25 protein-coding genes are annotated in these 23,096 nt (G+C 72.5%); 14 read left to right on the top strand and 11 right to left on the bottom strand.

Annotated features, from left to right (window positions below):
- Positions 1-10: 10 nt before the first annotated feature.
- Positions 11-748: a UbiX family flavin prenyltransferase gene (locus BM242_RS00275; protein WP_093836544.1), complete on the bottom strand. Its 738-nt coding sequence runs from the start codon at positions 746-748 to the stop codon at positions 11-13.
- Between the two features lie 454 nt (positions 749-1,202).
- Here BM242_RS00275 and BM242_RS00270 point away from each other — a divergent pair, with 454 nt between their 5' ends.
- From BM242_RS00270 to BM242_RS00260, 3 genes are all read left to right on the top strand, one after another.
- Positions 1,203-2,336: a hypothetical protein gene (locus tag BM242_RS00270; protein WP_093836543.1), complete on the top strand. Its 1,134-nt coding sequence runs from the start codon at positions 1,203-1,205 to the stop codon at positions 2,334-2,336.
- Positions 2,337-2,533: 197 nt separating this feature from the next.
- The gene (locus BM242_RS00265; RefSeq protein WP_093836542.1) at positions 2,534-3,130 is read left to right on the top strand and encodes a rhomboid family intramembrane serine protease; all 597 of its coding nucleotides are present in this window, start codon (positions 2,534-2,536) and stop codon (positions 3,128-3,130) included.
- Between the two features lie 41 nt (positions 3,131-3,171).
- Complete coding sequence (locus BM242_RS00260; protein WP_093836541.1) at positions 3,172-3,825, top strand: O-methyltransferase; 654 nt, start codon at positions 3,172-3,174, stop codon at positions 3,823-3,825.
- A 14-nt stretch (positions 3,826-3,839) separates the two neighbouring features.
- Here BM242_RS00260 and BM242_RS00255 read toward each other — a convergent pair whose 3' ends face one another.
- Together BM242_RS00255 and leuE are read right to left on the bottom strand one after the other, a co-directional pair.
- Complete coding sequence (locus BM242_RS00255; protein ID WP_342746931.1) at positions 3,840-4,355, bottom strand: hypothetical protein; 516 nt, start codon at positions 4,353-4,355, stop codon at positions 3,840-3,842.
- A 32-nt stretch (positions 4,356-4,387) separates the two neighbouring features.
- Positions 4,388-5,104, bottom strand: coding sequence for a leucine efflux protein LeuE (gene leuE / locus BM242_RS00250; RefSeq protein WP_093836540.1), 717 nt, complete (start codon positions 5,102-5,104; stop codon positions 4,388-4,390).
- 200 nt (positions 5,105-5,304) lie between these two features.
- On the opposite strand from leuE, the gene BM242_RS00245 reads away from it, so the two are divergent.
- Entirely contained in the window at positions 5,305-6,027 is a 723-nt protein-coding gene (locus BM242_RS00245) for a pyridoxine/pyridoxamine 5'-phosphate oxidase (RefSeq protein ID WP_175541191.1), read from the top strand.
- Positions 6,028-6,141: 114 nt separating this feature from the next.
- The gene (locus tag BM242_RS00240; protein WP_093836539.1) at positions 6,142-6,906 is read left to right on the top strand and encodes a DUF72 domain-containing protein; all 765 of its coding nucleotides are present in this window, start codon (positions 6,142-6,144) and stop codon (positions 6,904-6,906) included.
- Here BM242_RS00240 and BM242_RS00235 read toward each other — a convergent pair.
- Positions 6,857-7,033 carry a DUF397 domain-containing protein gene (locus tag BM242_RS00235; RefSeq protein WP_245833712.1) on the bottom strand — a complete coding sequence of 59 codons (177 nt, stop codon included), beginning with the start codon at positions 7,031-7,033 and terminating at the stop codon, positions 6,857-6,859. The genes BM242_RS00240 and BM242_RS00235 overlap by 50 nt on opposite strands.
- Positions 7,034-7,286: 253 nt before the next feature.
- Between BM242_RS00235 and BM242_RS00230 the strand changes: the two genes are divergently transcribed.
- The 3 genes from BM242_RS00230 (at position 7,287) to BM242_RS00220 (ending at position 9,537) form a co-directional block, all read left to right on the top strand.
- A complete protein-coding gene (locus BM242_RS00230; protein WP_093836537.1) occupies positions 7,287-7,982 on the top strand; it encodes a DUF4397 domain-containing protein in 696 nt (231 codons plus the stop codon).
- Positions 7,983-8,088: 106 nt separating this feature from the next.
- Positions 8,089-8,454 (top strand): MerR family transcriptional regulator, encoded by a 366-nt coding sequence (locus tag BM242_RS00225; protein ID WP_093836536.1) that lies wholly within the window; start codon positions 8,089-8,091, stop codon positions 8,452-8,454.
- Positions 8,455-8,520: 66 nt separating this feature from the next.
- A complete protein-coding gene (locus BM242_RS00220; protein WP_093836535.1) occupies positions 8,521-9,537 on the top strand; it encodes an NADPH:quinone oxidoreductase family protein in 1,017 nt (338 codons plus the stop codon).
- Between the two features lie 64 nt (positions 9,538-9,601).
- Here the strand turns inward: BM242_RS00220 and BM242_RS00215 are convergent, their stop codons facing one another.
- From BM242_RS00215 to BM242_RS00205, 3 genes are all read right to left on the bottom strand, one after another.
- On the bottom strand, positions 9,602-10,597 hold the full coding sequence (locus BM242_RS00215; RefSeq protein ID WP_175541190.1) for an alpha/beta fold hydrolase: 996 nt from the start codon (positions 10,595-10,597) through the stop codon (positions 9,602-9,604).
- Between the two features lie 91 nt (positions 10,598-10,688).
- Positions 10,689-10,874 (bottom strand): DUF397 domain-containing protein, encoded by a 186-nt coding sequence (locus tag BM242_RS00210; protein ID WP_093836534.1) that lies wholly within the window; start codon positions 10,872-10,874, stop codon positions 10,689-10,691.
- Positions 10,867-11,763: a helix-turn-helix domain-containing protein gene (locus BM242_RS00205; protein ID WP_093836533.1), complete on the bottom strand. Its 897-nt coding sequence runs from the start codon at positions 11,761-11,763 to the stop codon at positions 10,867-10,869. The genes BM242_RS00210 and BM242_RS00205 overlap by 8 nt, the downstream gene beginning before the upstream one ends.
- Positions 11,764-11,996: 233 nt before the next feature.
- Between BM242_RS00205 and BM242_RS00200 the strand changes: the two genes are divergently transcribed.
- Entirely contained in the window at positions 11,997-12,437 is a 441-nt protein-coding gene (locus BM242_RS00200) for an ATP-binding protein (protein WP_093836532.1), read from the top strand.
- Positions 12,438-12,776: 339 nt separating this feature from the next.
- Here BM242_RS00200 and BM242_RS28755 read toward each other — a convergent pair whose 3' ends face one another.
- Together BM242_RS28755 and BM242_RS00195 are read right to left on the bottom strand one after the other, a co-directional pair.
- Positions 12,777-13,052, bottom strand: a complete 276-nt coding sequence (locus tag BM242_RS28755; protein WP_139238228.1) for a hypothetical protein — start codon at positions 13,050-13,052, stop codon at positions 12,777-12,779.
- 115 nt (positions 13,053-13,167) lie between these two features.
- Entirely contained in the window at positions 13,168-14,049 is an 882-nt protein-coding gene (locus BM242_RS00195; RefSeq protein ID WP_093836531.1) for a M15 family metallopeptidase, read from the bottom strand.
- Positions 14,050-14,284: 235 nt separating this feature from the next.
- Between BM242_RS00195 and BM242_RS00190 the strand changes: the two genes are divergently transcribed.
- From BM242_RS00190 to BM242_RS00170, 5 genes are all read left to right on the top strand, one after another.
- On the top strand, positions 14,285-15,118 hold the full coding sequence (locus tag BM242_RS00190; protein ID WP_093836530.1) for a hypothetical protein: 834 nt from the start codon (positions 14,285-14,287) through the stop codon (positions 15,116-15,118).
- Positions 15,108-16,505, top strand: a complete 1,398-nt coding sequence (locus BM242_RS00185; RefSeq protein WP_245833710.1) for an energy-coupling factor transporter transmembrane component T family protein — start codon at positions 15,108-15,110, stop codon at positions 16,503-16,505. Before BM242_RS00190 ends, BM242_RS00185 begins: the two co-directional genes overlap by 11 nt.
- Positions 16,506-16,929: 424 nt before the next feature.
- Positions 16,930-18,483: an SCO6880 family protein gene (locus BM242_RS00180; RefSeq protein ID WP_245833709.1), complete on the top strand. Its 1,554-nt coding sequence runs from the start codon at positions 16,930-16,932 to the stop codon at positions 18,481-18,483.
- A gap of 10 nt (positions 18,484-18,493) precedes the next feature.
- Positions 18,494-19,996, top strand: a complete 1,503-nt coding sequence (locus tag BM242_RS00175; RefSeq protein ID WP_093837237.1) for an ATP-binding protein — start codon at positions 18,494-18,496, stop codon at positions 19,994-19,996.
- 55 nt (positions 19,997-20,051) lie between these two features.
- Positions 20,052-21,509, top strand: coding sequence for a hypothetical protein (locus BM242_RS00170; RefSeq protein ID WP_093836528.1), 1,458 nt, complete (start codon positions 20,052-20,054; stop codon positions 21,507-21,509).
- A gap of 19 nt (positions 21,510-21,528) precedes the next feature.
- Here the strand turns inward: BM242_RS00170 and BM242_RS00165 are convergent, their stop codons facing one another.
- Both BM242_RS00165 and BM242_RS00160 read right to left on the bottom strand, forming a co-directional pair.
- Entirely contained in the window at positions 21,529-22,305 is a 777-nt protein-coding gene (locus BM242_RS00165; RefSeq protein ID WP_093836527.1) for a tetratricopeptide repeat protein, read from the bottom strand.
- Between the two features lie 101 nt (positions 22,306-22,406).
- A complete protein-coding gene (locus BM242_RS00160; protein ID WP_245833708.1) occupies positions 22,407-22,955 on the bottom strand; it encodes a GNAT family N-acetyltransferase in 549 nt (182 codons plus the stop codon).
- Between the last annotated feature and the right edge of the window lie 141 nt (positions 22,956-23,096).

Here is a 23,096-nt window from a genome sequence, read left to right as displayed (position 1 = left end):
GCCCCTCGGCTTACGACTGGCTGGACGAGCCACCCGTTCCGCCGGTGGAGCCGGGCCGGGCACCCCCCGCGCCGCCACCCGCGCCACCGCCCCTGCCGCCGCCCAGTTGGCCCGCCCAGCGCCGGTACAGCCCGTGCGGCACACCGGCCGCGTCCAGCACCCGGCCGGCCACGAAATCCACCAGGTCCTGGATGTGGGTGGCCCCGGCGTAGAAGGCCGGCGAGGCGGGCAGCACGGTGGCGCCGGCCTCGTCCAGGGCCACCATGTGACGCAGCGTCTGCCCGTTCAGCGGCGTCTCCCGGACCGCCACCACCAGCGGGCGGCGCTCCTTGAGGGTCACGCCGGCAGCCCGCTGCAGCAGATCCTTGGACAGGCCCAGGGCCACTCCGGCGACGCAGGCGGTGGAGGCCGGCACGATCAGCATCCCCTTGGCCGGATACGACCCGGACGAGGGACCCGCCGCCAGATCACCGGCCGGCCAGTGGCGCACCCCGGCGAGGTCCGGGGCGAAGGCGTCCGGTTTGCCGTCCGCACCGCGCGCCAGCCATTCCCGCAGGTCGTCCCGCCAGTGGCCGTCCCGGAAGGGGATGCCGGTCTCATCCAGCAGGGTCAGCCGGGAGGCCCGGCTGACCACCAGATCGACCGCCTCCCCGGCGTCCAGCAGCCCGCGCAGCACGGCCGCCGCGTACGGGGTGCCCGACGCACCCGACACCCCGACCAGCCAGGGCCGCCGCCCTTGTTCACTCACACCGACGAGCCTAGAACACGGCCCGCTAACGGATGGCTCACCGCTCGGTGACGCCCCGGCCCGGCGTGATGCGCGTCATACGTCATGCTTACGAGGGTGGGAGAAGACTGGAACCGGGTACCCCCGGCCGCGCATCCGACGGACCGGGAGCATCACGGCCGGCCGGCGGCCGCCCGGACGGCGCGGACGGCCCGGACGGCACGGACGGCACGGACGGACCCAGACGACAGCAGACGGACGGACACGAACCAGCGGGCGGCCCTGGCCGCCGCCCGCCGCCGGGGGCCGGCCCCGGACCGCGGGCGGCACCGCGGGCGCCACCGGCCCGGCCCCTCGGTCGTGTCCCCGGACCGGGAGTGAGACGATCAGTACCTTCCGCAGGCGCACGACCGCCCTGGCCGGCGGCGCCGCACTCGTCACCGCGCTGCTGGCGGCCACCGCCGGCTGCCAGGTCGTGGAGACGGCCGCGGCGGGCGCGCAGGCCGACGACGCCCTCGACCGGCTGATGTCCCGGGAAGCCGTCACGGTGGATCTCGCCCTCGGCGCCACCGCCGACGAGATGTACGCCTACCTCCGGCACTCCGCCGAGGCGAGCGGCGGCCCGGCCCCCACCCGGCACGCCGCCGGGGTGCTGGCCTCCCTGGAGTTCACCGCCGTGGTCGGCGACCCGGGCGAGGACCGCCGGATGCGCGACCTGGAGGAGGGCGAGCCGCTGGACATAGCGCTGTCGCTCGGCTTCGGCGGCAAGGACGCCATCGGCCTGAAGCGGGTCGACGAGCAGACCTTTGTCCGGATCGGCGCCGAGACCGTCGTCCAGGACGTCCTGCGCGGCAAGCCGGAGGACGTCAGCCGGACGGTGCGGTTCATGGAGCATGCCGCGGGCCTGCCCGGCTCGCTCGACACCGCCGCCCGGGCACTGGCCGGCTCCTGGGTGCTGGTCGACCCCTTCCGCTACCCCGAGTACGCCGCGGCCATCGAGGCGGGCATCACCGGGGCCGGCCGGGACGCCGAGCGGGCGGCCGAGCAGACCGGCGGCGTCGGCCGGGCCGAGGACGTGGCCGAGGCGCTCACCGGAGCCGATCCGCTGCTCTCCCCGGAAGCGCAGTGGGACATGGTGGCCCGGCTGGAGAACTCGGTGCGCACCACCGGCACCCGGCTGCACTCGCTGGGCAAGGAGGACGGCACCGAGCGGATGGAGCTGACCGTGCCGGCCGGCCGGGCACAGCAGGCGCTGGGCCCGCTGCTGGATCTGCTGCGCGGGCAGAGCGCGCGGTTCGGCCTGCCCCCGCTGGTGCACGACCCGGCCGACCCGGACACCCCGGTCACCGCGGTACTGACGCTGCGCAACGGTGTGCTGTCGGAGATCGAGTTCGACCTCGCGCAGTTCGGCGGGCCCGGATTCCCGCCGCTGCCGCTGGAGATCGCGCTCACCAGCGGCGCGGCCATCTCGCTCAACCCGCCCCGGGACACCGGGCAGACCCTCGACCCGGAGGATCTGACGGTGGCGCTGCTCTATCTGGCGCTGCGCGAGGAGCAGCGGGAGCAGGACCCGAACCGCGGCAACCTGCCCGGGCCGGTGCAGCCCTGACGGGCGGTCGGTTTCCGCCCGGAACGGGGACACTGTCAGAAGGCACCACGGCAGAACACACCCGGACGCACACACGCACACGTTGGGGGCGCTGGAGGATGTACGGCTCAGGGGCAGGGACAGGGGCGGGACCCGGGGCACCGGGCGGACGGCGGCGCGGGCCGGGAACCCGGCGCGCGACGGCCGCCGCCGCGCTGATGGGCACCTGGCTGGTGGCGATGTGGGTGCTCACCCTGGCCGACGGCTCGGACCCGGTCTGCCTGGCCGGGCCGGTCCCCGACCAGCCGCTGGTGTGCGAGTACGGCATCGAGCCGCGGGACACCGGCGAACTGCTGGACATCTACCCGGCGGCCTTCCTGCACTTCGGCTACGACCATCTGGTGGCCAACACGCTGCCGCTGCTGGTCTTCGGCTTTCTGGCGGCGCTGCGCGGCATCGGCCGCTTCCTGGCCGTCTGCCTGCTGATCATCACCGTCTCGGGGCTGGGGGTCTGGCTGACCGCGGCTCCGGACTCCATCACCGCCGGGGCCTCCGGGGTGGTCTTCGGCCTCTTCGGCTATCTGCTGGTGCGCGGCTTCGTGGAGCGCAACGCCCTGGACATCACCGTGGGCATCGTCATCTTCCTGCTCTACGGCTCGCTGCTGTGGGGGGTGCTGCCGCTGGACAGCGGGGTGTCCTGGCAGGGGCATCTGTTCGGCCTGGCCGGCGGTGTGCTGGCGGCCTTCTGGTTCCGCCGCACCCCGCCGGCGGGCGCGCCGGCGCCCGCCGGCCGCTCCCCCTACCGCCCGTACTGACGGACCGGGCGGCTGTCGGTCCGGGGACGTAGAGTCACGGCATGGAGATCGTGAATCCCGCGCTGCACGAGTATCTGATCGCGCACGCGTCCCCGGGGGCGGACGAGGTGCTGCGCGAACTGGCCGAGGAGACGCATCGCAGCCTGCCGCCGGGGCTGGCCGGCATGCAGATCACGCACGACGAGGGTGCGCTGCTGAGCCTGCTGGTGAAGCTGGCCGGCGCCCGGACGGCGGTGGAGGTGGGCACCTTCACCGGCTATTCCGCGCTGTGCATCGCCCGCGCGCTGCCCGCGGACGGGCGGCTCATCGCGTGTGACGTCAGCGAGGAATGGACCTCGGTGGCCCGCCGCTACTGGGAGCGGGCCGGGGTCGCGGACCGGATCGAGCTGGTGATCGCCCCGGCCGCCGAGACGCTGCGCGCGCTGCCGCGCGAGGAGTTCGTCGACTTCGCCTTCATCGACGCCGACAAGACCGGCTACCCGGAGTACTACGAGGAGCTGGTCACCCGGCTGCGGCCGGGCGGGGTGCTGGCCCTGGACAATGTGCTGCGCTCCGGCCGGGTGGTGGAGCCGGCCGCCCAGGACCCGGGCACGGTGGTGATGCGGCAGGTCAACGACGCCATCGCCGGTGACCGGCGGGTGGAGTCGGTGATGCTCTCGGTGCGGGACGGCGTCACCCTGGTCCGCAAGCTCTAGCCGCCGCCCGGCCGCTACCGCCCGTCGCCGTCCTTCCCGCCCTCGCCGTCCTTGCCCTCCCCGCCGTCCGTCCCGTCCTCTCCCTCCCCCTCGTCCGGGCCCCGGTCCCCGCCGGGCGGCAGCGGCCCGGGTTCCCGGTCGGTGAGCCCTTCCGCCCAGACCTGGGAGAGCGGCTGCGGGCCGATGTACTGCTGGCAGTTGCAGGCGCCGCGTTCGAAGCCCAGCGGGCGGCGCTGCGCGTCCCAGCCGGTCGGGATCCGCACGATCTCGTGGCAGTGGCCCTGCCGGTCGTGCTTGGCCAGATGGTGGCCGCAGCCGCAGACCGGCTCCGGCTGCGCGGCGGCGGCCTCCAGCCGGTCCAGCCGCCGCTCCTCGGCCCGCAGCAGCTCCATCCGCTGCTCATGCCGCTGCAGCCGCCCGGCCCGCACGGCCTCGGCCAGCCACGCACCGCCGCCGCCGAACAGCACCACCACGGCCAGGACACCGAACCAGACCCACACCGCCATCGCCACCACGGCCACCTCCCTCACCCCGGCGGCTCACCCTCACCTCCCTCACGAGCCTACGCCGCACTGGACAGCGAGAGCTTGACCGCGAAGCCCAGAAAGGCACCGCCCGCCGCGGCCGAGGCCCCCGCCTGGAGCCGGCGCCGCCTGCGGAAGGCGTCGGCCAGCCGCGCCCCCGTGAAGATCAGCAGTGAGAGATAGGTGAGGCTGAAAAGCTGCACCCACAGCGCCAGCGCCACAAAGGACAGCACCGGATACGGGTACGCCGGATCGACGAACTGCACGAAGAAGGAGACGAAGAACAGGATCGCCTTGGGATTGAGCAGGCTGGCCCCCAGGGCCCGCCGGAACGGCCGCTCCGTGCGCCCGCCCCCGCGTCCGCCCCCGCGTCCGCCGGCGCCCGCCGGCGCCGGGGTGGCCGCCGGCTCCGCCGCCACGCCCGTCTCCGTGCCGCGCACCGCCCGCCGGTGCCGCCGCCACAGCGACCAGGCGCCGCGCAGCATGCCGATCGCCAGCCAGGTCAGATAGCCGGCCCCCAGCAGCTTGAGCACCGAGAACGCCAGCGGGCTGGCCCGCAGCAGCGAGGCCACCCCGCCCGCCGAGAGCGCCATCAGCACGGCATCGCCGCAGAAGACCCCGAAGGCGGCCCGGTAGCCCGCCCGCACGCCGAGCCGGGCGCCCACGGACAGCACATAGAGGGAGTTCGGCCCCGGCAGCAGAATGATCAGCGCGAGCCCGATCAGATAGGTCGAGAGATCGGTAATCCCCAGCATGGCCGGAAGCCTGCCACAGGCGGCCGTAAGCAGCGTAGGGCGTTTTGGCCCCTGGGCAGCGGGCGGGCCCGCTCGGGCGGCGCGCGCCGGTTGCCGCGGCCGGTGCCGTCCGCCCGCTACCGTGAACGGAGGGCGCCGGCCGGGCGCCCGCGAGCTCCTCTTCCCGGCCGCGTCCCCGGACCGTCGAAAGGCCGTTCCCCATGGCTTCTTCCGCGAACGAACCGCCGTCCGCCGACGGCGTCCCCGCTCCGGGCCTGGTGGCCGAACTGCTGCGCGCCCATCCCCCGATGATCCGGGACCTGCCCGGCTTCGATCCGGACCATGTGCCGCACCGCCCCGGCCCGCTGTTCGCCGAATGGCTGGCCATCGCGGTGGGCAGCGGAGTGCTGGATCCGCACGCGATGACGCTCTCCACGGTGGAGGCGGACGGGCGGCCGGACGCCCGGGTGCTGATCCTGCGCGGCGTGGACGAGGAGCGCGGCGGCTGGGTGTTCGCCGCCGACGCCCAGACCCCGAAGGGCCGCCAGCTCGCGGCGGTACCGGCCGCCGCGCTCAGCGTCTACTGGCCGCTGCTGGGCCGGCAGGTGCGGGTGCGGGGAGCCGTCGAACAGGCCCCGGCCGAGGTCTCGGCCGCCGAGTTCCGCGCCCGCTCCCTGGGCGGCCGGATCGCCGGTCTGGTCGGCGGCGAGAGCCGGCCGATGGGCTCGATGGACGAGTACGACGCCGCCGTGACCGAGGCCGCCCGGCGGCTGCACGCCGACCCCGGCCTGGTGGCCCCCGGCCACACCGTCTACACCCTCTGGGCGCGGGAGGTGGAGTTCTGGCAGGGCCACCAGAGCCGGCGCCACATCCGCCTGCTCTACCGCCGCCCCGCACCCGACCCCGCCGACAGCGCCTGGACCCGCACTCTGCTGTGGCCCTGAGCCCGGGCCGTTCTTCGGGCCGTGTCCCGGGCCGGTCCCGGAAAGGGCAATTCCCCGCAGCGCCCGCCGGTGAGCACGCGCGGGACCCGGATGCGGACCTACCCTGGAAGGGCGATGACTGTGCTCGTCGGCACCTCCGGATGGCAGTACCCCGACTGGCGCGGCGTGCTGTATCCGCCGGACCGGCCGCAGCGGCTCTGGCTGGAGACGTACGCGGCCCGCTTCCCCACCGTCGAGTGCAACAACGCCTTCTACCGCCTGCCCGGCCACGACACCTTCGCCGCCTGGCGCACCGTCACCCCCGAGGGTTTCGTGATGGCGGTCAAGGCCAGCCGTTTCCTGACGCATATGAAGCGGCTGCGCGACCCGGAGGAGCCCGTGCAGCGGCTGCTGAGCCACGCCGCCGGCCTCGGCCCGCGTCTCGGCCCGGTGCTGCTCCAGCTCCCGCCCACGCTCCGCGCGGACCCGGCGGCCCTGGACCGCTGCCTGGCCTGCTTCCCGCCGGGGATGCGCGTCGCCGTGGAGCCGCGCCACCCCTCCTGGTGGAGCCCGGCCGTGCGGGCCGTGCTGACGCACCGGGGCGCCGCACTGTGCTGGGCGGACGTCCGGGCCCGTCCCGCCACCCCGCTGTGGCGCACCGCGGGCTGGGGCTATGTCCGGTTCCACGAGGGCCGCGCCCGGCCGTGGCCGCACTACGGCCGTCAGTCGCTCGCCACCTGGGCCACCCGCGTCCGGGCCACCTGGCCGGGCCCGCGGGACGACGTCTACGTCTACTTCAACAACGACCCCGGCGGCGCGGCCGTGCGCAACGCGCTGGCCTTCGCCCGCCTCAGCGGCGCACCGCTGCCAGCAGCGCGGCCAGCCGCACCCGGTCCGTGACCAGCACCGGCCGCGGCAGTTCGCTCTCCCGCAGGTAGAGACGCCCGTCGCCGGCGCCCTTGGCAGCCACCTCGATGCAGGACTGCGGAACGTCGCCGCTGCTGAAGCTCGACTTCTGCCAGGTCATCTCGGACACCGCCGCTGCCGCCTCTCGTCGTCCCACACAGCACTGACACTCCCGCTGGACACTCCCAGCACACGCGCAACAACAACACGCCACCAAGGCGGCGGAGAACAGACACATTCCGGCCGAGATATGTGTGTCATCGCTCCACGTTCCGGGGGTACTCGCGCTCGCGGAAAGTGGCCGGAGCCCGCACCGAACGCCCCCGTCCACCACGGCACCAAGCGGCGTGCGGCTCCGGAGAAAGGACAGACCTATGACGCTCTCCCGCACAGCACGCATCGCCACGGCCGCCGCCGGCTCCTGCGCGCTGGGGCTCGCCCTGGCGCTGCCGGCCGGCGCCGCCACCGACGACCAGGCCGAGGTGTCCGTCTTCCACGGCATCCCCGGCCTCACGGTCGACGTCTACGCGGGCGACAGCCAACTGCTCTCCGGCTTCGAGCCGGGCACCGTGGCCGACCCGGTCACCCTGGACCCGGGCTCCTACGACATCCAGATCTTCGAGGCCGGGGCCGATCCGGCCGACGCCCAGCCCGAACTGGAGCAGACCGTCGAAGTCAAGGCCGGGGACAACGCCACCGTGGCCGCGCACCTGACCGAAGAGGGAGATCCGGAGCTGACCACCTTCACCAACGACACCGGCGAGCTGTCCGGAGGCGACGCCCGGCTGACCGTCAGGCATGTGGCGGCGGCCCCGGCCGTGGACGTCCGGGTGGACGGCGACCCGGTCGTGGCGGGCCTGGTGAACCCCGAGCAGGCCACCGCGGTACTGCCCGCCGGAACCATCACCGCCGATGTGGTGCTGGAAGGCACCGACGACGCGGCCATCGGCCCGGCCGACCTGGAGCTGGCGGAAGGGACCAACACCATCGTCTACGCCTGGGGCAGCGCCGACCAGAACAACCTGGCCCTGGCGCTGCAGACCGTGCAGACCGGCAAGAGCTCCAACTGACCGCTGCCCCGCCGACCGGTGACCGGTGCTCACCGGCTCACCGGCCGGCACCGGCCGGCCCGGTGCCGCCGGAAGATCCCGGTGCCCGTGCGCGTTGCCTCCTGGCATGAGGATCGGTGAGGCTTCCAGGGTCAGCGGTGTGAGTGCGAGATCGTTGCGGCACTACGAGGATGAGGGCCTGATCGTCCCCGGCCGCTTCGGCAATGGGTTCCGTGACTACTGCCAGTCCACGATCGACCGGGTGCTCGTCATCCGCGCACTGCTGGAATCCGGGCTGCCCGTGCGCTTGATCAGGGAACTCCTGCCCCGCCTCACCGACGGCTCCGGGCCCGGCACCGACGCGGTGGGCGCGGAGTTCCTGCGGGAGGTGCAGAGCTTCCGCGACCGGCTCGCCGCTCGCATCGCCGTTCTCAGCGATCAGCGGGCGGCGCTCGACAGCTACCTGCGCGAGGCCCGCCGTACTGAGCTGTGACAGCCACCGACGGCCACCGGCAGCCGCTTGACCTTGACACAAGTGACAGACTTCTACGTTCGCCGCATGGAGACCAACGTCCAGCGGAACACCACTGAGCAGACGATACGGGCACTCATCCAGCGGTCGCGCCGGGGACCGCAGGACCTGACCCTGGTAACTGATCAGCGCCGCCCCGTCCCGGGTCCCGGCGAGTACCTGATCCGGGTGGGCGCCGCCGGGGTCAACTTCGCCGACGTCATGCAGGCCCGTGGGACATACGGGGGAGGCCCGCAGGCCCCCTATGTGGCGGGCTTCGAGGCCGCCGGGGAGATCGTGGCCCACGGACCGGACGTGGCGCGTCCGCTGCCGCTCGGCACCCACGTTGTCGGAACCGGCCCGGGGGCCTTCGCGCAGTACATGACGATGCCGGCCACGGCGGTCCTTGCGGTGCCGGCCGGCTGGAGCGACGCCGCAGCCCTCGGCATGGTGCTGAACTGGGCCACCGCCCTGGCGGCGCTGAAACCGCTGGGCGAGGTCAAGGCGGGTGAGGCGGTGCTCGTCCATGCCGCCGCCGGAGGCGTGGGGCAGGCCGCCGTCCGCCTCGCCCGCCACTACGGTGCGCGCGTGATCGCCACGGCGTCACCGGGGAAGCACAAGACCGTCAAGGAGCTCGGCGCCGACGAGGTGCTGGACCGCCGGCGTCCCGGTCTGGCCGAGGAGATCACCCGGCTGACCGGCGGTGTCGACCTGGTCCTGGAATCCGTGGGACAAGCCACGTTCACCACCAGCCTGTCGGTCACCAGACCCTTCACCGGACGCATCGTCGTCTTCGGCGCCGCGTCCGGTGACGCCACCCTGACCACACACGACCTGGTCTTCACCCACCAGGTCCAGGTCAAAGGTCTGCACATCGGTGCACTGGCGGCCACGGCCCCGTCGCTCTACCGGTCGTTGCTCATCGAGATCGAGGACCTTGTCGAACGCGGCGTGTACGTGCCCGGCACCCCCCGGGTTCACCCCCTGGCCGAGGGGGCGATGGTGCTGCGGCAACTCGAAGCGGGCCGGACCCGGGGCAAACTCGCGCTCGATCCCTGGCGCTAGGCACATCCCTGCCTCATCGCCACGCTCCGCCGTCCTCCCACAGGCGGCTGCGGCTCGTGCAGCGTCAGCGCTGCTGCGGGAGCGAGGCCAGCCAGCCGGTCAGCAGCCGGTTGGTCTCCCCGGGGCGCTCCTGCTGCACCCAGTGGCCGCAGCCGTCCAGGATGTGCGCGCCGGACAGACCGGGGAGCGTGGTCGGGAACTCCTTGACCGCCCCGGACATCCAGGTGGTGGAGGCGTCCATGGCCCCGCCCACGAACAGCGAGGGCTGGGTGACCGGAGCGCCGCGGAACTCCGCGAGGTCCTCCCAGTCCCGGTCCATGTTGCGGTAGCGGTTCAGCGCGCCGGTCAGCCCGGTGCGCTCGAACTCCCCGGCATAGAAGTCCAGATCCGCCTCGCTCAGCCACGCGGGCAGCTCTCCCCCGGCCGGGAACCGCTCACGCATCGTGCCGCCGGGGCTGACGAAGTGCGGGTCGGGGGCGTCGGGCCCGGGCATGGTGCCGGCGGACAGCGCGGCATAGATCCCGGCCAGCCAGCCCCGCACATCCGGCTCGATCTCGGCCTCCGCCCGGCCCGGCCGCTGGAAGTAGGAGACGTAGAACTCCTCCTCCCCGCCCATCCCGGCGAAGACCTCACTGGGCCGCGGCCCGCCGGGCGGGGTGTACGGCACGCTCAGCATGGCCACCGCGCGGAAGACATCCGGCCGCAGCAGCGCGGACGTCGCGGCGATCGGCGCACCCCAGTCATGGCCGGCAATCACCGCCGACCGCTCCCCCAGCCCCTCCACGACGGCGGCGTTGTCCGCCACCAGCTCCCGCATCCGGTACGCCTCCACCGCATGCGGCCTGGAGGAACGCCCATAGCCCCGGACATCGATCGCCGCCGCCCGGTAACCGGCGGCGGCCAGTGCCGGCATCTGGTGCCGCCAGGAATACCAGGACTCCGGAAACCCGTGCACCAGCAGCACCAGCGGCCCGCTGCCCTGCTCCACCACATGCGTCCGCCCGGCCGGTGAGTCCACCAAGCGGTGCGTCATCCGGTCCTGCTCGCCTGCCTGCGGCATGTTTCCTCCCGGCTCTCGCGCCCCGACAGTCACGATCATGCAGCGCCGCCGGCCCCGCACACCAAGCCCCGTTGCCACTCCGGCAAACCCGTCACCGCCGCAACGCCACCAGCAACGCCGCCAGCCGCCCCCGGCTGGTCACCAGCACCGGCCCCGAGGACTGCTCACTCTCCCGGAACAGCAGATCGCGCCCCCGGGTGTCGACAGCTATCTCGACACACGTGCTGGTCGGTTCACCACTGCTGAAGCTCGACTTCTGCCACACGTCGTCACGCACTGTTGTCGCCCTTCAAGAGATACCGCTTGTGCTGGACGAACCCCAGGGAACCCTCGCCCAGGTGATCGGTCGCCTTCAAGGGTGCCAATGCCACACTGCTGAGCCGATCGAACTCACGCGCAAACTGATCAAGATGGCTGTGATCAGCCAGGAAGACGGCACTGGTCGGATGCTCGACATAGACGGTCCGAAGTGACGGTGTGCAGAGGTCGTAGACGTTGAACGGGGCGCCGGGGGTCAATGAGGTGCGGCTGGCGCTGAACGGAAGCACCTGGATCACCACGTTGGGAAGCTGGCTGGCCTCCACCAGATGCTCAAGCTGGCGCCGCATGACCTGCGGGTCGGCGAACTCCATGTGGAAGGCGCTTTCATGGATGATGGCGTGAAACCGGCGCAGCGGTTCGTCGGTCAGCACCTGCTGCCGCCGCAGACGGAACTCCGTGTACTCGTCGATCCGGTCCTTGGGCAACCCCTGATTGCCAAGCGTGAACAGAGACCGCATGTAGTCGGACGTCTGCAGGAGACCCGGCACGTACAGCCACTCGAAGATCCGGAAGTGGGTCGCGAGCGATTCGAGTTCGGCGAGATCCCACGCCCGGGTCCCCCTGGCCCACCGGTGCCGCGTCCACCAGCCTTTGCCATCCGACTGGCTCATGGCCACCAGCACATCAACAAGATCACTATCAGTGCAACCGTAGACCTGACATAGGGTACGGAGGTTCGCCTCCGAAATATGCGTACGCCCCGCCTCGACGTGGCTCATATGCGGGCGGCCCAGACCAATGTGCGCCCCCGCCTCGGCTCCGGACAGGCCCGCCACTTCACGGAGTCTCTGCAGCTCCTGCCCCACCCGGCGCTGCCTCTGACTGATTCGCGTGCGCAGTCCCATGCTCCCACTCCACTACAGGCTCCAAGCGACGCCCCTCGAACCCTCGGTGTTCACTCATTGGGACGACATCTCCACTCACAGTTGCACTGTTAGCGAGCCAGACCCTACCGTCATCTTCGGCACACCCCGGGCTCGCCGCCCAGGCGAAGTGCACCCGCCGCCCATGCCGTTGGCGGTGGGCGAGCCACGCCTGGCTTCGCCACCCGGGACAACGACCGAGAGGAGACGCCGGTATGTGCCCCCTCCCCACCGCCCTCTGTCATCCGCCCTCCCCGCCGGACGGCTTCACGCTCAGCTTCCCGCCGCAACCCGAGTGGGTACGCACGGCCCGCCATGCCGTCCGCACGGCCCTGCTCGGCTCGGCCGCCTGCAAGCCGGAACTCACCGAGACCGCGACGCTGCTCACCTCCGAGGCCGTCAGCAACGCCGTGACCGCCTCGCTCAACTCCCGCTGCCCGGACCCGGTCCTGGTCCAGGCCCTGTGGGCGCGGGACGGCGGCATCCAGATCCTGGTCCGCGACGGCGCCCGCGGCCTGCCCGTCCCGCCCGCCGGCTTCCCCTCCCCCGACGCCGAACACGGCCGCGACCTGCTGATGATCGACCTCTTCGCCACCGCCTGGGGCATCTGCACCCACACCCTCGGCCACGGAAAAGCCGTCTGGTTCTGCCTTTGACCCATGCCCGGCCGAGCTGCCCCAACTCCCGCATAGTGGGGCTTCAGCTTTGCTGACGCTATCAGGTCTCCTTCCGGAGGATATCCCATGTCAGCGATTCGCCTGATCTCACAGTCACCCATGCCACAGGGAAATCCAGCAGGACGCCACAGTCACCTGCGCCGTACTTGACGCCAAGCGCAAATTGCACGCGTTGCCCCGCTCGCAGTTTCGCTACCCTTCGCTCGGACATTGCTTACACTGGCATGAACAGAGAGCTGGTTTCCTGGATCAAGGCCGTGCGGCCAGGCCCGGAAAGCCTCGGAAAACTGCAACCTCGGACTCCAACCGGAACCCGCATTAAATTTCCTCCAGGGAACTTACCGGGTTGAACGCCGTGCCGATTCTCGGAATGCCGTTGACGACGACTCCTCGAATAGTCACGTTCTCACCATCTATGACTCGACTCACTTCAAATCGTCCAGCTGCCGGAAGGTCGCTTACGTCACCCAGGCTGTCCACGATGCGCCGCATCGCCTGCTCGCGGCGTCCTGCTCGGCACCCGACCTCAACGGCGACGGCGTCCCGGACCTCTACGCCGTCGAGGCCACCGGTGGAGACCTGCTCCGCTACCACGCCACGCGCACCGGGACAGGCGCCCCCACCACCATCATGAACAGCACCTGGGACCTCAAGCTGGCCCTTGGCTGACAGCGCCGCTGTGCCGGCACGGGTGCCTTCGGCACAGCGGTCAGTTCTGCCGGGAGGTGAAGGGGCGGGAGGGGTAGCCGGTGTCGAAGTGCATGTAGTCCGGGACGTCGATGTTCTGCCAGATCCAGCCCTCGTCGGTGAACGCCTGCCAGACCGGGCCGCCGTCCAGGATCTTGCCCTTGCCCTCGGTTCGTTCGTGGTGCTCGGCGCTCGGGAACCAGCAGTCGCAGCGGAGATCCATCCACGGGTTCTCCAGCGGGTTGATGTCGATCGCCCGGCCGTTGGCGTGCGGCGACTCCATGGCCGGGGCGTTGATCTGGTCCGGGCGGCGGCAGTTGTAGGCGGAGGTGTTGTCATCCGCCAGGCTGGCGTTGGTGTCGCCGTCGTAGGCCTCCACCGGCTGCATGCGGCGGATCGGGAACCGTTCCTCGTAGAGGCGGGTGAAGATCCGGGCGACGCTCTCGGCGACATCGGCGTTCACGACCAGGACGCCGCGCGCCACCTCGCCGTTGAAGTCGATGTGGTTGACCTCCACCCGGCGCAGGTCGGCCCGGGTCAGTGGACAGTCCTCCGCCCGCCAGACGCCGTCGGCGACCATCTCGTCCCACTGTTCGTCGGACAGTTCAGTGATCACCGGGTCGGCGCCGGCCGGTTCGGCGGGTTCGGTGGAGGGCGTGGCGGTGCCGTCGGTCGCTTCGCCGGTGGGCTCGGCGGGGGCCGAGGGCGTGGCGGGGGCACCCGCGGCGGGCGGCCCGGACGAGGGGGCCGTCCCGGAAGGCGCGGACGGTTCCCCGGAGTCCGCGCCGGAGCCGGAGCCGGAGCAGGCCGCTGCGGTCAGCAGGGAAAGGAGGACCAGGGCAAGGAGAGAAGCGGCGGGGACGGCGGGAACGAGGACGGACGGGAGGTGTCTGGACTTGCGCATGCGATGGATTCTCTCCCCCCATACGATGCGGCCACGGCGGGTGATCGATGTCTCATGCTGGGTCACGGGCAGGGCACATGCGGAGAGCGCACCGCCCGGCGCCTGCGTGGATGCGCCCGGCGCACGTCGCTCCGGTGTTCGGACAATCAGGACACGACAGGCTACGTCCGCAGCCGATGGCTATAACGTCGTGTGAGGAGGTAATAGACTCAGTGCGGTTGAGGGGGCGCTGATCATGAGCTACGGCGACGACTTCGGAGACACGGGCGCCCGCACCGTCCCCTCCCAGACCCGTACCCGCCTGCCGGACGAGCCGGGCCCGTCCTCCCGGCGCGCTCCCGCCTCCCCCGGCCGCAGCCTGTTCACCATCATCGGGGTCTTCGTCGTCCTCATCGGTGCCATTGTCTTCGCCAACCTCAGCGACGGGGACGGCGGTCCGGACGAGGGCACCGCCCGGGATTCCGCCGGCGGCCCGGCGACGCAGCCCACCGCGCCCACCGGCGAGGCGCCGGTCGACACCGCGGTCAACGGCATCCCCACCGGCCATCCGCAGTCCGAGCAGGGCGCCCAGAGCGCCGCCGCCAACTACGCCGTCGCCCTCGGCGGCGACGGCATGTTCACCACCGACTCCCGCCACGCCATCGTGGGCACCGTCTACGACGCCGCCGTCGTCCCCGCCCTCGTCGACGAACTCGACCGGGCATACTCGGAAGAAGCCCTGGCCCTGCTGGGCCTGGACGCCGAGGGCAATCCGCCGGCCGGCATGACCTTTGTGTCCCGGACCCTGCCCGTGGGCACTTCGCTCGTCGCCTACACCGGCACCAGCGCCACCGTCGACGTCTGGTACACCGGGCTCATCGGCATGGCCGGTGAGAGCGCGCGGAACCCGGTGCGCACCACCTGGAAGACCTGGACCTTCGAACTGGTCTGGTCGGACGGTGACTGGAAGATCGTGGAAGACAGCCAGGCGGACGGCCCCGCTCCCGTCCCGGGCGACAACCGTGCGTCCACCGCCGAGGAGATCGCGGAAGCCGTGGAGGAGTTCGGAGGGTTCACCTATGCGCGCTAGTCCCCGGTCGCGCCCGCTCACCCGGCCGCTGCTGCGGCTCGGGGCCCTGCTGGCCGCCTTCTTCGCCGCCGGCCTGGTGTTCCCGCTCCGCGCCCTCGCCGACGAGCACGAGGATCCGGAGGACCCGGCCGCCGACGACGACGGCGGCAGCGGCGGCAGCGATGGCGGCGATGGCGGCGGCGAGGAGAATCCGGAGTGCGAGGGCCTGCACGGGCCCGCCCACGACCTGTGCTCGGGCGAGGAGGGCGGCGGCGGCATCGACACCCCCGGGCTGGACTCCTCCCTCGACCCCCTCCAGTCACTGGCCCGCGGCTTCGCGGACGCCGCCGCCTGGATCGTGAACCAGCTCTCCGACGCCGTCACCACCACCACCGATGTGGACTTCACCAACCAGGCGTTCCTGCGCCAGTACGCCGTGGTGTTCGCCGGGGCCACCGTGCTGACGCTGACGCTGTGGCTGCTGGCCGTGGTCAAGCGCGCCATCCGCGGCGTGCCGCTGACCACCGCCATCACCGAGGCGGTCGGCTTCCTCTGGCTGACGGTGATGGCCTCCGCCTTCACCCCGCTGGTCCTCTACATGGTGGTCGCCGCCACCGACGGCGTGACGGAGGCCATCGCGGCGGGCACCGGCAACAACTCCGACGCCTTCTTCGGGCAGTTCTCGGCCGCGCTGGAGAGCGAGGAGGACATCGGCGGCGGTCCGATCATGCTGATCGTGGTGGCCCTGGTGTCGATCCTGGCCGCCGGTGTGCTGTGGCTGGAGCTGGTGATCCGGGCGGCGCTGCTCTACGTCGGCGCGCTGCTGGGCACCGCCGTCTACGCCGGGCTGGTGGACAAGAACCTCTGGCAGCATGTGCGCCGCTGGGCCGGGATCATGATCGCGGTGATCCTGGTCAAGCCGGTGATCGTGATCGTGCTGGGCCTGGCCTCGGCGCTGACGACCACGGACGGGCCGTCCGCGTTCTCCGCGATCCTCTCCGGGCTGTCCATCATCCTGCTGGCCATCTTCGCCTCCGCGATGATCTACCGCTTTGTGCCCGGCTTCGGCGACGAGATCATCAGCCACCGGGCCATGCGCCGGGACACCGCCAACCGGGCCGCCGGGGCGGCCATCGCCACGCCCGCCACCGTGCTGCGGCAGGGCATCGGCACGCATGGCGCCCGGGGGGGTACGGCAGCCGCCGGTGGCGGGGCGGCGGCCGGCGGCGGGGGCGGAGCCGGCGCGGGCGGCGGGGCGCGCCCGGGCAACCCGCTGGCCGGCGGCGTGGCCGCGCACGGCACCCGCGGCACGGGCGGCGGACGGCCGGGGTCCGGTCCGGGCGGGCCCGGCGGCGGACCGGCCGGCGGCGGCGGGGCCGGCGGGGGCAGCGGCGGAGGCGGCCGGTGAACCGCACACCCCGCTTTCCGTCCCTGACGGCCGATCAGGGACCAAAGACGCTCCCGCACCGCCGGTCCGCGGAGGTACGTTCGGAGGGTGGCCGTTCCCCGGAACCACCCGGTCGTCCCGCACGTCGGACAACCGGGCCGCCCGGAACGGCACCGCGTACGGAGGCGGTTACGGCAGCGGGGGCGGGAGCACGAGTGAGGCGAGTGAGGACTGCTGACGCCGCGGGAGCCCGGGGAACGGCGCCCGCGGCCTCCACCGCGCCGTCGCATGCCGGCGGCAGCGCCGCCATGGCCGTGCCGCTGCCGCCGGCGGCGGCCGGCGCGGCCCTCGGCCCCGCCCCGGCCCGGCCCTCGGCGACCGGGCCCGCCGCGCCGCGGGTGAGCGGCGCGGTAGGCGCACCGCGCGGATGCGGGAGGCGGCCGTGGTGACCGCTCCGCCGGAGGCGCCTGCCCGGCGCCGTACCTATCTCATCGGCCGCGCCCGCCCGCAGGCGATCGTCGGCCGCAACCGGGAGACCGGCGAGATCGCCGTCATCATCCTGGGTGCCTTCCTCGGCATGATGAGCGGCCTGCTGATCCCCAGCCTGCCGGTGCGGATCGCCGCGCTGGCCGGTTTTCCCCTGCTCGCCTTCGCCGCGGTCTACATGCCGTACCGTGGCCGCACCTTCTACAAGTGGTTCGAGATCAACCGTTCCTATCGCCGCCTGCTCCGCCGCGGCAACGCCCGCTACCGTTCCGGCGCCCCCGAGGCCGGCATCTCGCTCGACGGCCGTCAGGTCGCGATCGGTGCCCCGCCCGGCGTGGGCCGGATCTCCTGGATGGCCGCCCCGTTCGGCCCCGACGAGATCGCCGTGCTGCTGCACGCCGACCGCCGCACCATCACCGCCGCCATCGAGATCGAGGGTCCGGGCGTCGGCCTGCGCGACAGCGAGGACCAGGAAGCCCTGGTGGACCGTTTCGGCACGCTGCTCAAGCATGTCGCCAACGGAGACGGCTATGTGACGCGCCTCCAGATGCTGGCCCGCACCCTGCCCGCCGACCCGGACGCGCACGCCAACGATGTCGCCGAGCGCGGCAGCCGCGACGCGCCCCGCTGGCTCCAGGACTCCTACGACCATCTCCAGTCCATGGTGTCCACCTCCAGCGAGCAGCACCGCAACTACCTGGTCGCCTGCATGTTCCACTCCCGCGAGCTGGCGCACGAGGCATCCGCCATCGCCCGCGCCGCCAGGGTCACCGACGGCCGCCGGCTCTCCGCGGACGAGGCGCTGGCCATCGTCATGGCCCGCGAGCTCACCGACATCTGCGCCCGGCTGGCCGAGGCGGACATCCGCGTCCGGCAGCCGCTCGGCGAGGCGCGCCTGGCCTCGCTCATCCACTCCATGTACGACCCGGACCACCCCATCGACCACATCCAGGCCATGTCCCAGCGGCACGCCTGGCCGGCCGAGCTGGACGCCCGGGAGCCCACCTACCTCCAGGCCAAGACCCGGGAGTCGGCCACCCGCGAGCCGTGGTGCCATGCCACCGCCTGGGTCAAGGAGTGGCCGCTGACCCCGGTCGGGGTCAACTTCCTGGCCCCGCTGCTGGTCCACACCCCGGACGTGATCCGCACCGTGGCGGTCTGCATGGATCTCGAACCCACCGAGGTGGCCATCGAGCGGATGCTGTCGGAGAAGACCAACGACGAGGCCGAGGCGTCCCGCGCCGCCCGGATGAACCGCACCGTCGACCCCCGGGACGTGGCCGCCCACCAGCGCATCGACCAGCGCGGCGACGATCTGGCCAGCGGCGCGGCCGGGGTCAACCTGGTCGGCTATCTCACCGTCTCCTCGCCCAGTCCCGAGGCCCTGAACCGCGACAAGCGCACCATCCGCGCCTCCGCGGGGAAGAGCTATCTGAAGCTCGAATGGTGTGATCGCGAGCACCACCGGGCGTTTGTCAACACCCTGCCCTTCGCGACCGGGATTCGCCGATGAGGTGGCCGTGATGCTTCCACGTGATCCGCTCAGCGCCCTCACCGAGGCCTTCACCAGCCTCCTCTTCGGCAAGGCCGAGACCACCAGGCTCCCGGTGCGCACCTCCACCGGCCAGGCGCAGGCCGTGTATCTGCCCACGGCCGCCCCGGGCCTGGGCGACTCCGGCGTGATCATCGGCCGCGAGGTCTACAGCGGCAAGGGCTACATCTACGACCCGTTCCAGTTGTACGGCCAGCAGTTGCCCGCCCCGCACTGGCTGGTGCTGGGCGAGTCCGGCAACGGCAAGTCGGCCCTGGAGAAGACCTATGTGCTGCGCCAGCTCCGGTTCCGCGACCGCCAGGTCGTGGTCCTCGACGCGCAGGGCGAGGACGGCGTCGGCGAGTGGAATCTGATCGCCGAGCAGCTCGGCATCACGCCGATCCGGCTGGACCCGATGGCCGCCATGCACCACTCCATCCGGCTCAATCCGCTGGACCCGTCGATCACCACCACCGGGCAGCTGGCCCTGCTGCGCACCATCATCGAGGTCGCCATGGGCCGCGGCCTGGACGAGCGGTCCGGTTTCGCCCTCAAGGTGGCGCACGCCGCCGTGCACCAGACGGTGGCCGAGCGCACGGCCGGCCGGCACCCGATCCTCTCCGACATCGTGGAGCGGCTGCGCCACCCCACCCCGGAGTCGGCCGACGCCATGAATGTGGCACTGGAGGATGTGCGGGCCTGGGGCCTGGATGTGGCGCTGGTGCTGGACCGGCTGGTGGACGGCGATCTGCGCGGCATGTTCGACGGGCCGACCACCATCGGCATCGATCTGGACGCCCCGCTGATCGTCTTCGACCTCTCCCACATCGACCGCAATTCGATCGCCATGCCGATCCTGATGGCGATCGTCGGGGTGTGGCTGGAGCACACCTGGATACGCCCGGACCGGAAGAAGCGCATCTTCCTGGTCGAGGAGGCGTGGCACATCATCAACTCGCCCTTTGTCGCCCAGTTGTTCCAGCGGCTGCTGAAGTTCGGCCGGCGGCTGGGCCTGTCCTTCGTGGCCGTGGTGCACCATCTGTCCGATGTGATCGACGGCGCGGCGGCCAAGGAGGCCGCGGCCATCCTGAAGATGGCCTCCACCCGCACCATCTACGCCCAGAAATCGGACGAGGCGCGGGCCACCGGCCATGTGCTGGGGCTGCCGCGCTGGGCGGTGGAGATCATCCCGACCCTCACCCCGGGCATGGCGGTGTGGGACGTCAACGGCAATGTGCAGGTGGTCAAGCACCTGGTCACGGAGGCGGAGCGGCCACTGGTCTTCACCGACCGGGCGATGACGGAGTCCTCCGCACCGCGGGACACCGCGGACGGCCCGGCCGCCCCTGGCACAGCGGGCACGGCGGGCACCGCCGGGGCGCTGACCGGTGCCGGCGGGCTGGAGCCACCGGAGGGCCTGCGGGAACTCGCCCGGGAGCTGGAGGCCGAGGCCGAGGCCCGGGCCGCCGCCTTCGAGAGACGGACGGCCGGCTAGCCGCCCCGTCCACGAGGATTCGAGCCGGAGGTGCAGTGAGAGTGACGGCAGCGTCATGACCCACCCGCCAGGACAGCATCCGGAGGACCGCCGCCCGCCGCGCGCTCCCCGGCAGCCCGGCCCGCGCCACCGCCCGCAGCCGCCGCGCCCGCGGTCCCCGCAGCACCCGGAGTCCGCCGCGGCCCGCCCCTATCCGGCGACGCCGCACCCGGCTCCGCCGGCCCCCGCCCGGCGCGGCGGCGGGGTGCCGGACGCGCTGCTGATCGGCTCGCTCGCGGTGGCCGTCTCCGTCACCCTGCTGGTCTGGTCGGCGACCGGGATCGCGGGCTGGCTGCGGCACGGCACCTGGCCGGAGCACGTCTCGCTGATGAATACCGCGAGCGCGGTCCGTTCGTTTCTCACCGCGCCCTCGGATGTGGCGGGCGCCTGGCCGGACGCCGATCCGCAGACCCTGCCCGGCGGGGCGCTGCTGTGGACGGTGTTCCTGGCCCAGTTGACGGTGCTGTTCTCGGCCTTCCTCTGGTCGGCGGTGCGGATCGCCCGCTGGCGGGCCCGCCGGGCGGTCCGCGCCAGGGCCACCGCCGTCCCCGCGGAGTACGAGGAGCCCGAACCGCCGCGCCCGCGCAAGCGGCTCCGCCCGGAGGACCACGAGGAATACGAGCGTTACGAGGACTACGGGCACGACGAGAGCCACGGGAGCCACGGGAGCCACGAGGCTCACGGGATGGCTGCGGCCCCGGACCGGGGCGGCGAACCGTCCGGTCCCGTGGACGACGCGGGCTATCCGGACGTTCCCCGGCCCACCGCGCCCACCGCGCCGCGCGGTACGGATCCGGTGTCGGCGGTGCTCAGGGCCCCGGGCGGGATCGTGGTCCCCGACCCGGACGGCACCCTGCACCGCAAGACCGCCCGGCAGCGCGGCAGGACCGGCCCGGTGCACGTCTACGACCCGGGCCACGCCTCGGACGATGTGCCGGTGCGGCTGCGCTGGTCCCCGCACCGCGGCTGCGAGGACCTCTCCACCGCCCGCTGGCGGGCCATCGCCTTCCTCTCCCCGGTCCGCCCGGCCGAGCCGGTCTTCCAGCTCGACGCCGACACCGCCGAGACGCTGCTGCGCTGCTATCTGCATGCGGCGGCGCTGTCCAGCCAGCCGTTCCACCACATCCAGCGCTGGGTGCAGGGCCGCAACGGCGGCGAGGCGGGCAAGGTGCTGCGCAGCCATCCCCGGGCGGCACCGGGCAGTTCGATGGAGCTGGAGTCCGCCCTCACCTCGCACCCCGGCCGCCGCGATGCCGCGCTGGCCCTGCTGGAGAAGGCCCTGTCCGGCCTGGACCAGCTCCACATCCGGCAGTCCTGCGCCCCCGGCCGGGTGGACACTCTGGCCCTGGACAACATCGCCGGCGAGGACGGCACCCTGTACATCATCGGCGCCGATCCCGTGACCGCTCCGTTCCGCGCGGCCCTGCTCGACGCCGTCTCCCCCGCCCTCACCCCGACCCCGGCCCCGCACTGACCTCGCGCCGGCCCTGCGGTCAGCCGCCGCGGCGGAATGCCGCCCGGCTGCGCCGCAGCCAGGGGCGGGCCTCCCGGCGCCGGCCGGTGTGCCGCAGGAGAGTCCCGTAGTCGTGCATGGCGGCGGCGTACCCGGCCTCGGCCGCCCGGCGCAGCCACAGCTCCGCCGTCCGCGGGCGGTCATGCCGGAGCAGTGTCCGGGCGAACTCGTGCATGGTGGGGCCCCGCCCCGACTGGGCCGCCATCCGCGCCCAGTAGCCCGCGGACGCATGGTGCCCGATCACCGAGAGCGCCTTGCTCAGCTCCGCCATCAGCCCGTCGTGGCCCAGCCCGGAAGCCTGCTCGGGGGTCGGCTCCATGACGAAGGCCAGCGCGCCGAACGGATCGTCCGGAACCTGTTCGGTCGCCGCCCGCAGCCAGGTGACGCCCTCCTCGGCCCGGCCGGTCACCTGGCACAGGATGCCCAGCGAGGTCCGGGCTTTGCGGTCGCCGGTTGTCTCCGCGCTCCGGCGCAGCATCTCCTCCGCCTCCGCCGCTCGCCCGGTGACCTGCAACAGCGTCCCCAGCGGAGACCACGCCCAGGCGTTGTCCCACTCCAGCGCACCGCGCCAGAGGTGCTCCGCGAGTTCGAGCTGCCCGGTCTCCAGATAGAGAAATCCCAGCAGGGCGCCGGCGCGTTCGGCGCCCGCGTTCACCGCGCCCACCAGGACCGGCTCCGCGGCTTCCACCTCGTCGGCCCGCACCAGCTCCACCGCTTGGTCGAGCAGCAGTTCGGGGTCCTCACCGGCGTTGTCCATGGTGGCCAACCTTCCCCCACCCGATGGCCCGGCCACGACATCCGGATGAACGCCGGGGGGTGTCCGTGGCGCGGATCGGCGCGGATCAAGGGCCGCCGGTCTCAAGGTGCAGGCCGGTGCCGCCCCGAGCCGCCCGGCCCCGGCTGCGCGGGCCCGGGCCCGGGCCCGCGCAGAGCCAGTTCAAAGGCGCGCAGGGTGGGTTCCCGCGGATCGGGCCTGCTGGCCCCGGTGGGCCGGAACCCCAGCCGCTCATAGAAGCGGGCGGCCCGCTTGTTGTTCTCATGGACGTGCAGACGCACCTCCCGGCCGGCCGCCCACTCGACGGCGGCCCGCATCAGTTGCTCCGCCAGCCCGGTGCCCCGGTGCCCGGGGGCCAGGTAGACCCCCACGATCTGGGCGAAGCCCTCCTCGGTCGTGAAGACCACCACCATCCCCGCCCAACTGCCGTCCGGCAGCTCACCGATGAAGGTCGCCTTCTGCCCGTGCGAGCCGGACCGGTTCTCCCAGTCCGCCCGTGGCAGTTCCATGGCCTCGGCCAGCGGTTCGAAGAACGCAATGGGGGCCACCGGATCACGCAGAGCGTCCAGCCGCAGGTCGCGATAGGCCCGCCAGTCCTCGGCACGAGTCTCTCGCACCGTGTACGTCACCATGGGCAGATGCTGTCACCGGCACATGGAGCACCACAAGCGGAAAGGGACAAAAAGAAAGAGGTCCTGTCCCGGGATCACCCCAGGACAGGACCTCTCATCAAGAATTGTTCGGCGGCGTCCTACTCTCCCACACGGTCCCCC

The sequence above is a fragment of the Streptomyces aidingensis genome, assembly GCF_900112355.1.
Classification (GTDB): domain Bacteria; phylum Actinomycetota; class Actinomycetes; order Streptomycetales; family Streptomycetaceae; genus Streptomyces; species Streptomyces aidingensis.
The sequence above is the reverse complement of the archived record's forward strand: the minus strand, read 5'-3'. Positions and strand labels throughout refer to the sequence as shown.

Bases quoted from the DNA above. Each gene is read 5' to 3' on its own strand.
- BM242_RS00260 (WP_093836541.1), top strand. From the start codon at position 3,172: ATGGAGATCGTGAATCCCGCGCTGCACGAGTATCTGATCGCGCACGCG.
- BM242_RS00265 (WP_093836542.1), top strand. From the start codon at position 2,534: ATGGGCACCTGGCTGGTGGCGATGTGGGTGCTCACCCTGGCCGACGGC.
- BM242_RS00205 (WP_093836533.1), bottom strand. From the start codon at position 11,763: ATGGGACTGCGCACGCGAATCAGTCAGAGGCAGCGCCGGGTGGGGCAG.
- BM242_RS00165 (WP_093836527.1), bottom strand. From the start codon at position 22,305: ATGGACAACGCCGGTGAGGACCCCGAACTGCTGCTCGACCAAGCGGTG.
- BM242_RS00230 (WP_093836537.1), top strand. From the start codon at position 7,287: ATGACGCTCTCCCGCACAGCACGCATCGCCACGGCCGCCGCCGGCTCC.
- BM242_RS00190 (WP_093836530.1), top strand. From the start codon at position 14,285: ATGAGCTACGGCGACGACTTCGGAGACACGGGCGCCCGCACCGTCCCC.
- BM242_RS00160 (WP_245833708.1), bottom strand. From the start codon at position 22,955: ATGGTGACGTACACGGTGCGAGAGACTCGTGCCGAGGACTGGCGGGCC.
- BM242_RS00235 (WP_245833712.1), bottom strand. From the start codon at position 7,033: ATGACCTGGCAGAAGTCGAGCTTCAGCAGCGGCGACGTTCCGCAGTCC.
- BM242_RS00200 (WP_093836532.1), top strand. From the start codon at position 11,997: ATGTGCCCCCTCCCCACCGCCCTCTGTCATCCGCCCTCCCCGCCGGAC.
- BM242_RS00220 (WP_093836535.1), top strand. From the start codon at position 8,521: ATGGAGACCAACGTCCAGCGGAACACCACTGAGCAGACGATACGGGCA.
- BM242_RS00195 (WP_093836531.1), bottom strand. From the start codon at position 14,049: ATGCGCAAGTCCAGACACCTCCCGTCCGTCCTCGTTCCCGCCGTCCCC.
- BM242_RS00185 (WP_245833710.1), top strand. From the start codon at position 15,108: ATGCGCGCTAGTCCCCGGTCGCGCCCGCTCACCCGGCCGCTGCTGCGG.
- BM242_RS00215 (WP_175541190.1), bottom strand. From the start codon at position 10,597: ATGCCGCAGGCAGGCGAGCAGGACCGGATGACGCACCGCTTGGTGGAC.
- BM242_RS00170 (WP_093836528.1), top strand. From the start codon at position 20,052: ATGACCCACCCGCCAGGACAGCATCCGGAGGACCGCCGCCCGCCGCGC.
- BM242_RS00225 (WP_093836536.1), top strand. From the start codon at position 8,089: ATGAGGATCGGTGAGGCTTCCAGGGTCAGCGGTGTGAGTGCGAGATCG.
- BM242_RS00245 (WP_175541191.1), top strand. From the start codon at position 5,305: ATGGCTTCTTCCGCGAACGAACCGCCGTCCGCCGACGGCGTCCCCGCT.
- leuE (WP_093836540.1), bottom strand. From the start codon at position 5,104: ATGCTGGGGATTACCGATCTCTCGACCTATCTGATCGGGCTCGCGCTG.
- BM242_RS00240 (WP_093836539.1), top strand. From the start codon at position 6,142: ATGACTGTGCTCGTCGGCACCTCCGGATGGCAGTACCCCGACTGGCGC.
- BM242_RS00175 (WP_093837237.1), top strand. From the start codon at position 18,494: ATGCTTCCACGTGATCCGCTCAGCGCCCTCACCGAGGCCTTCACCAGC.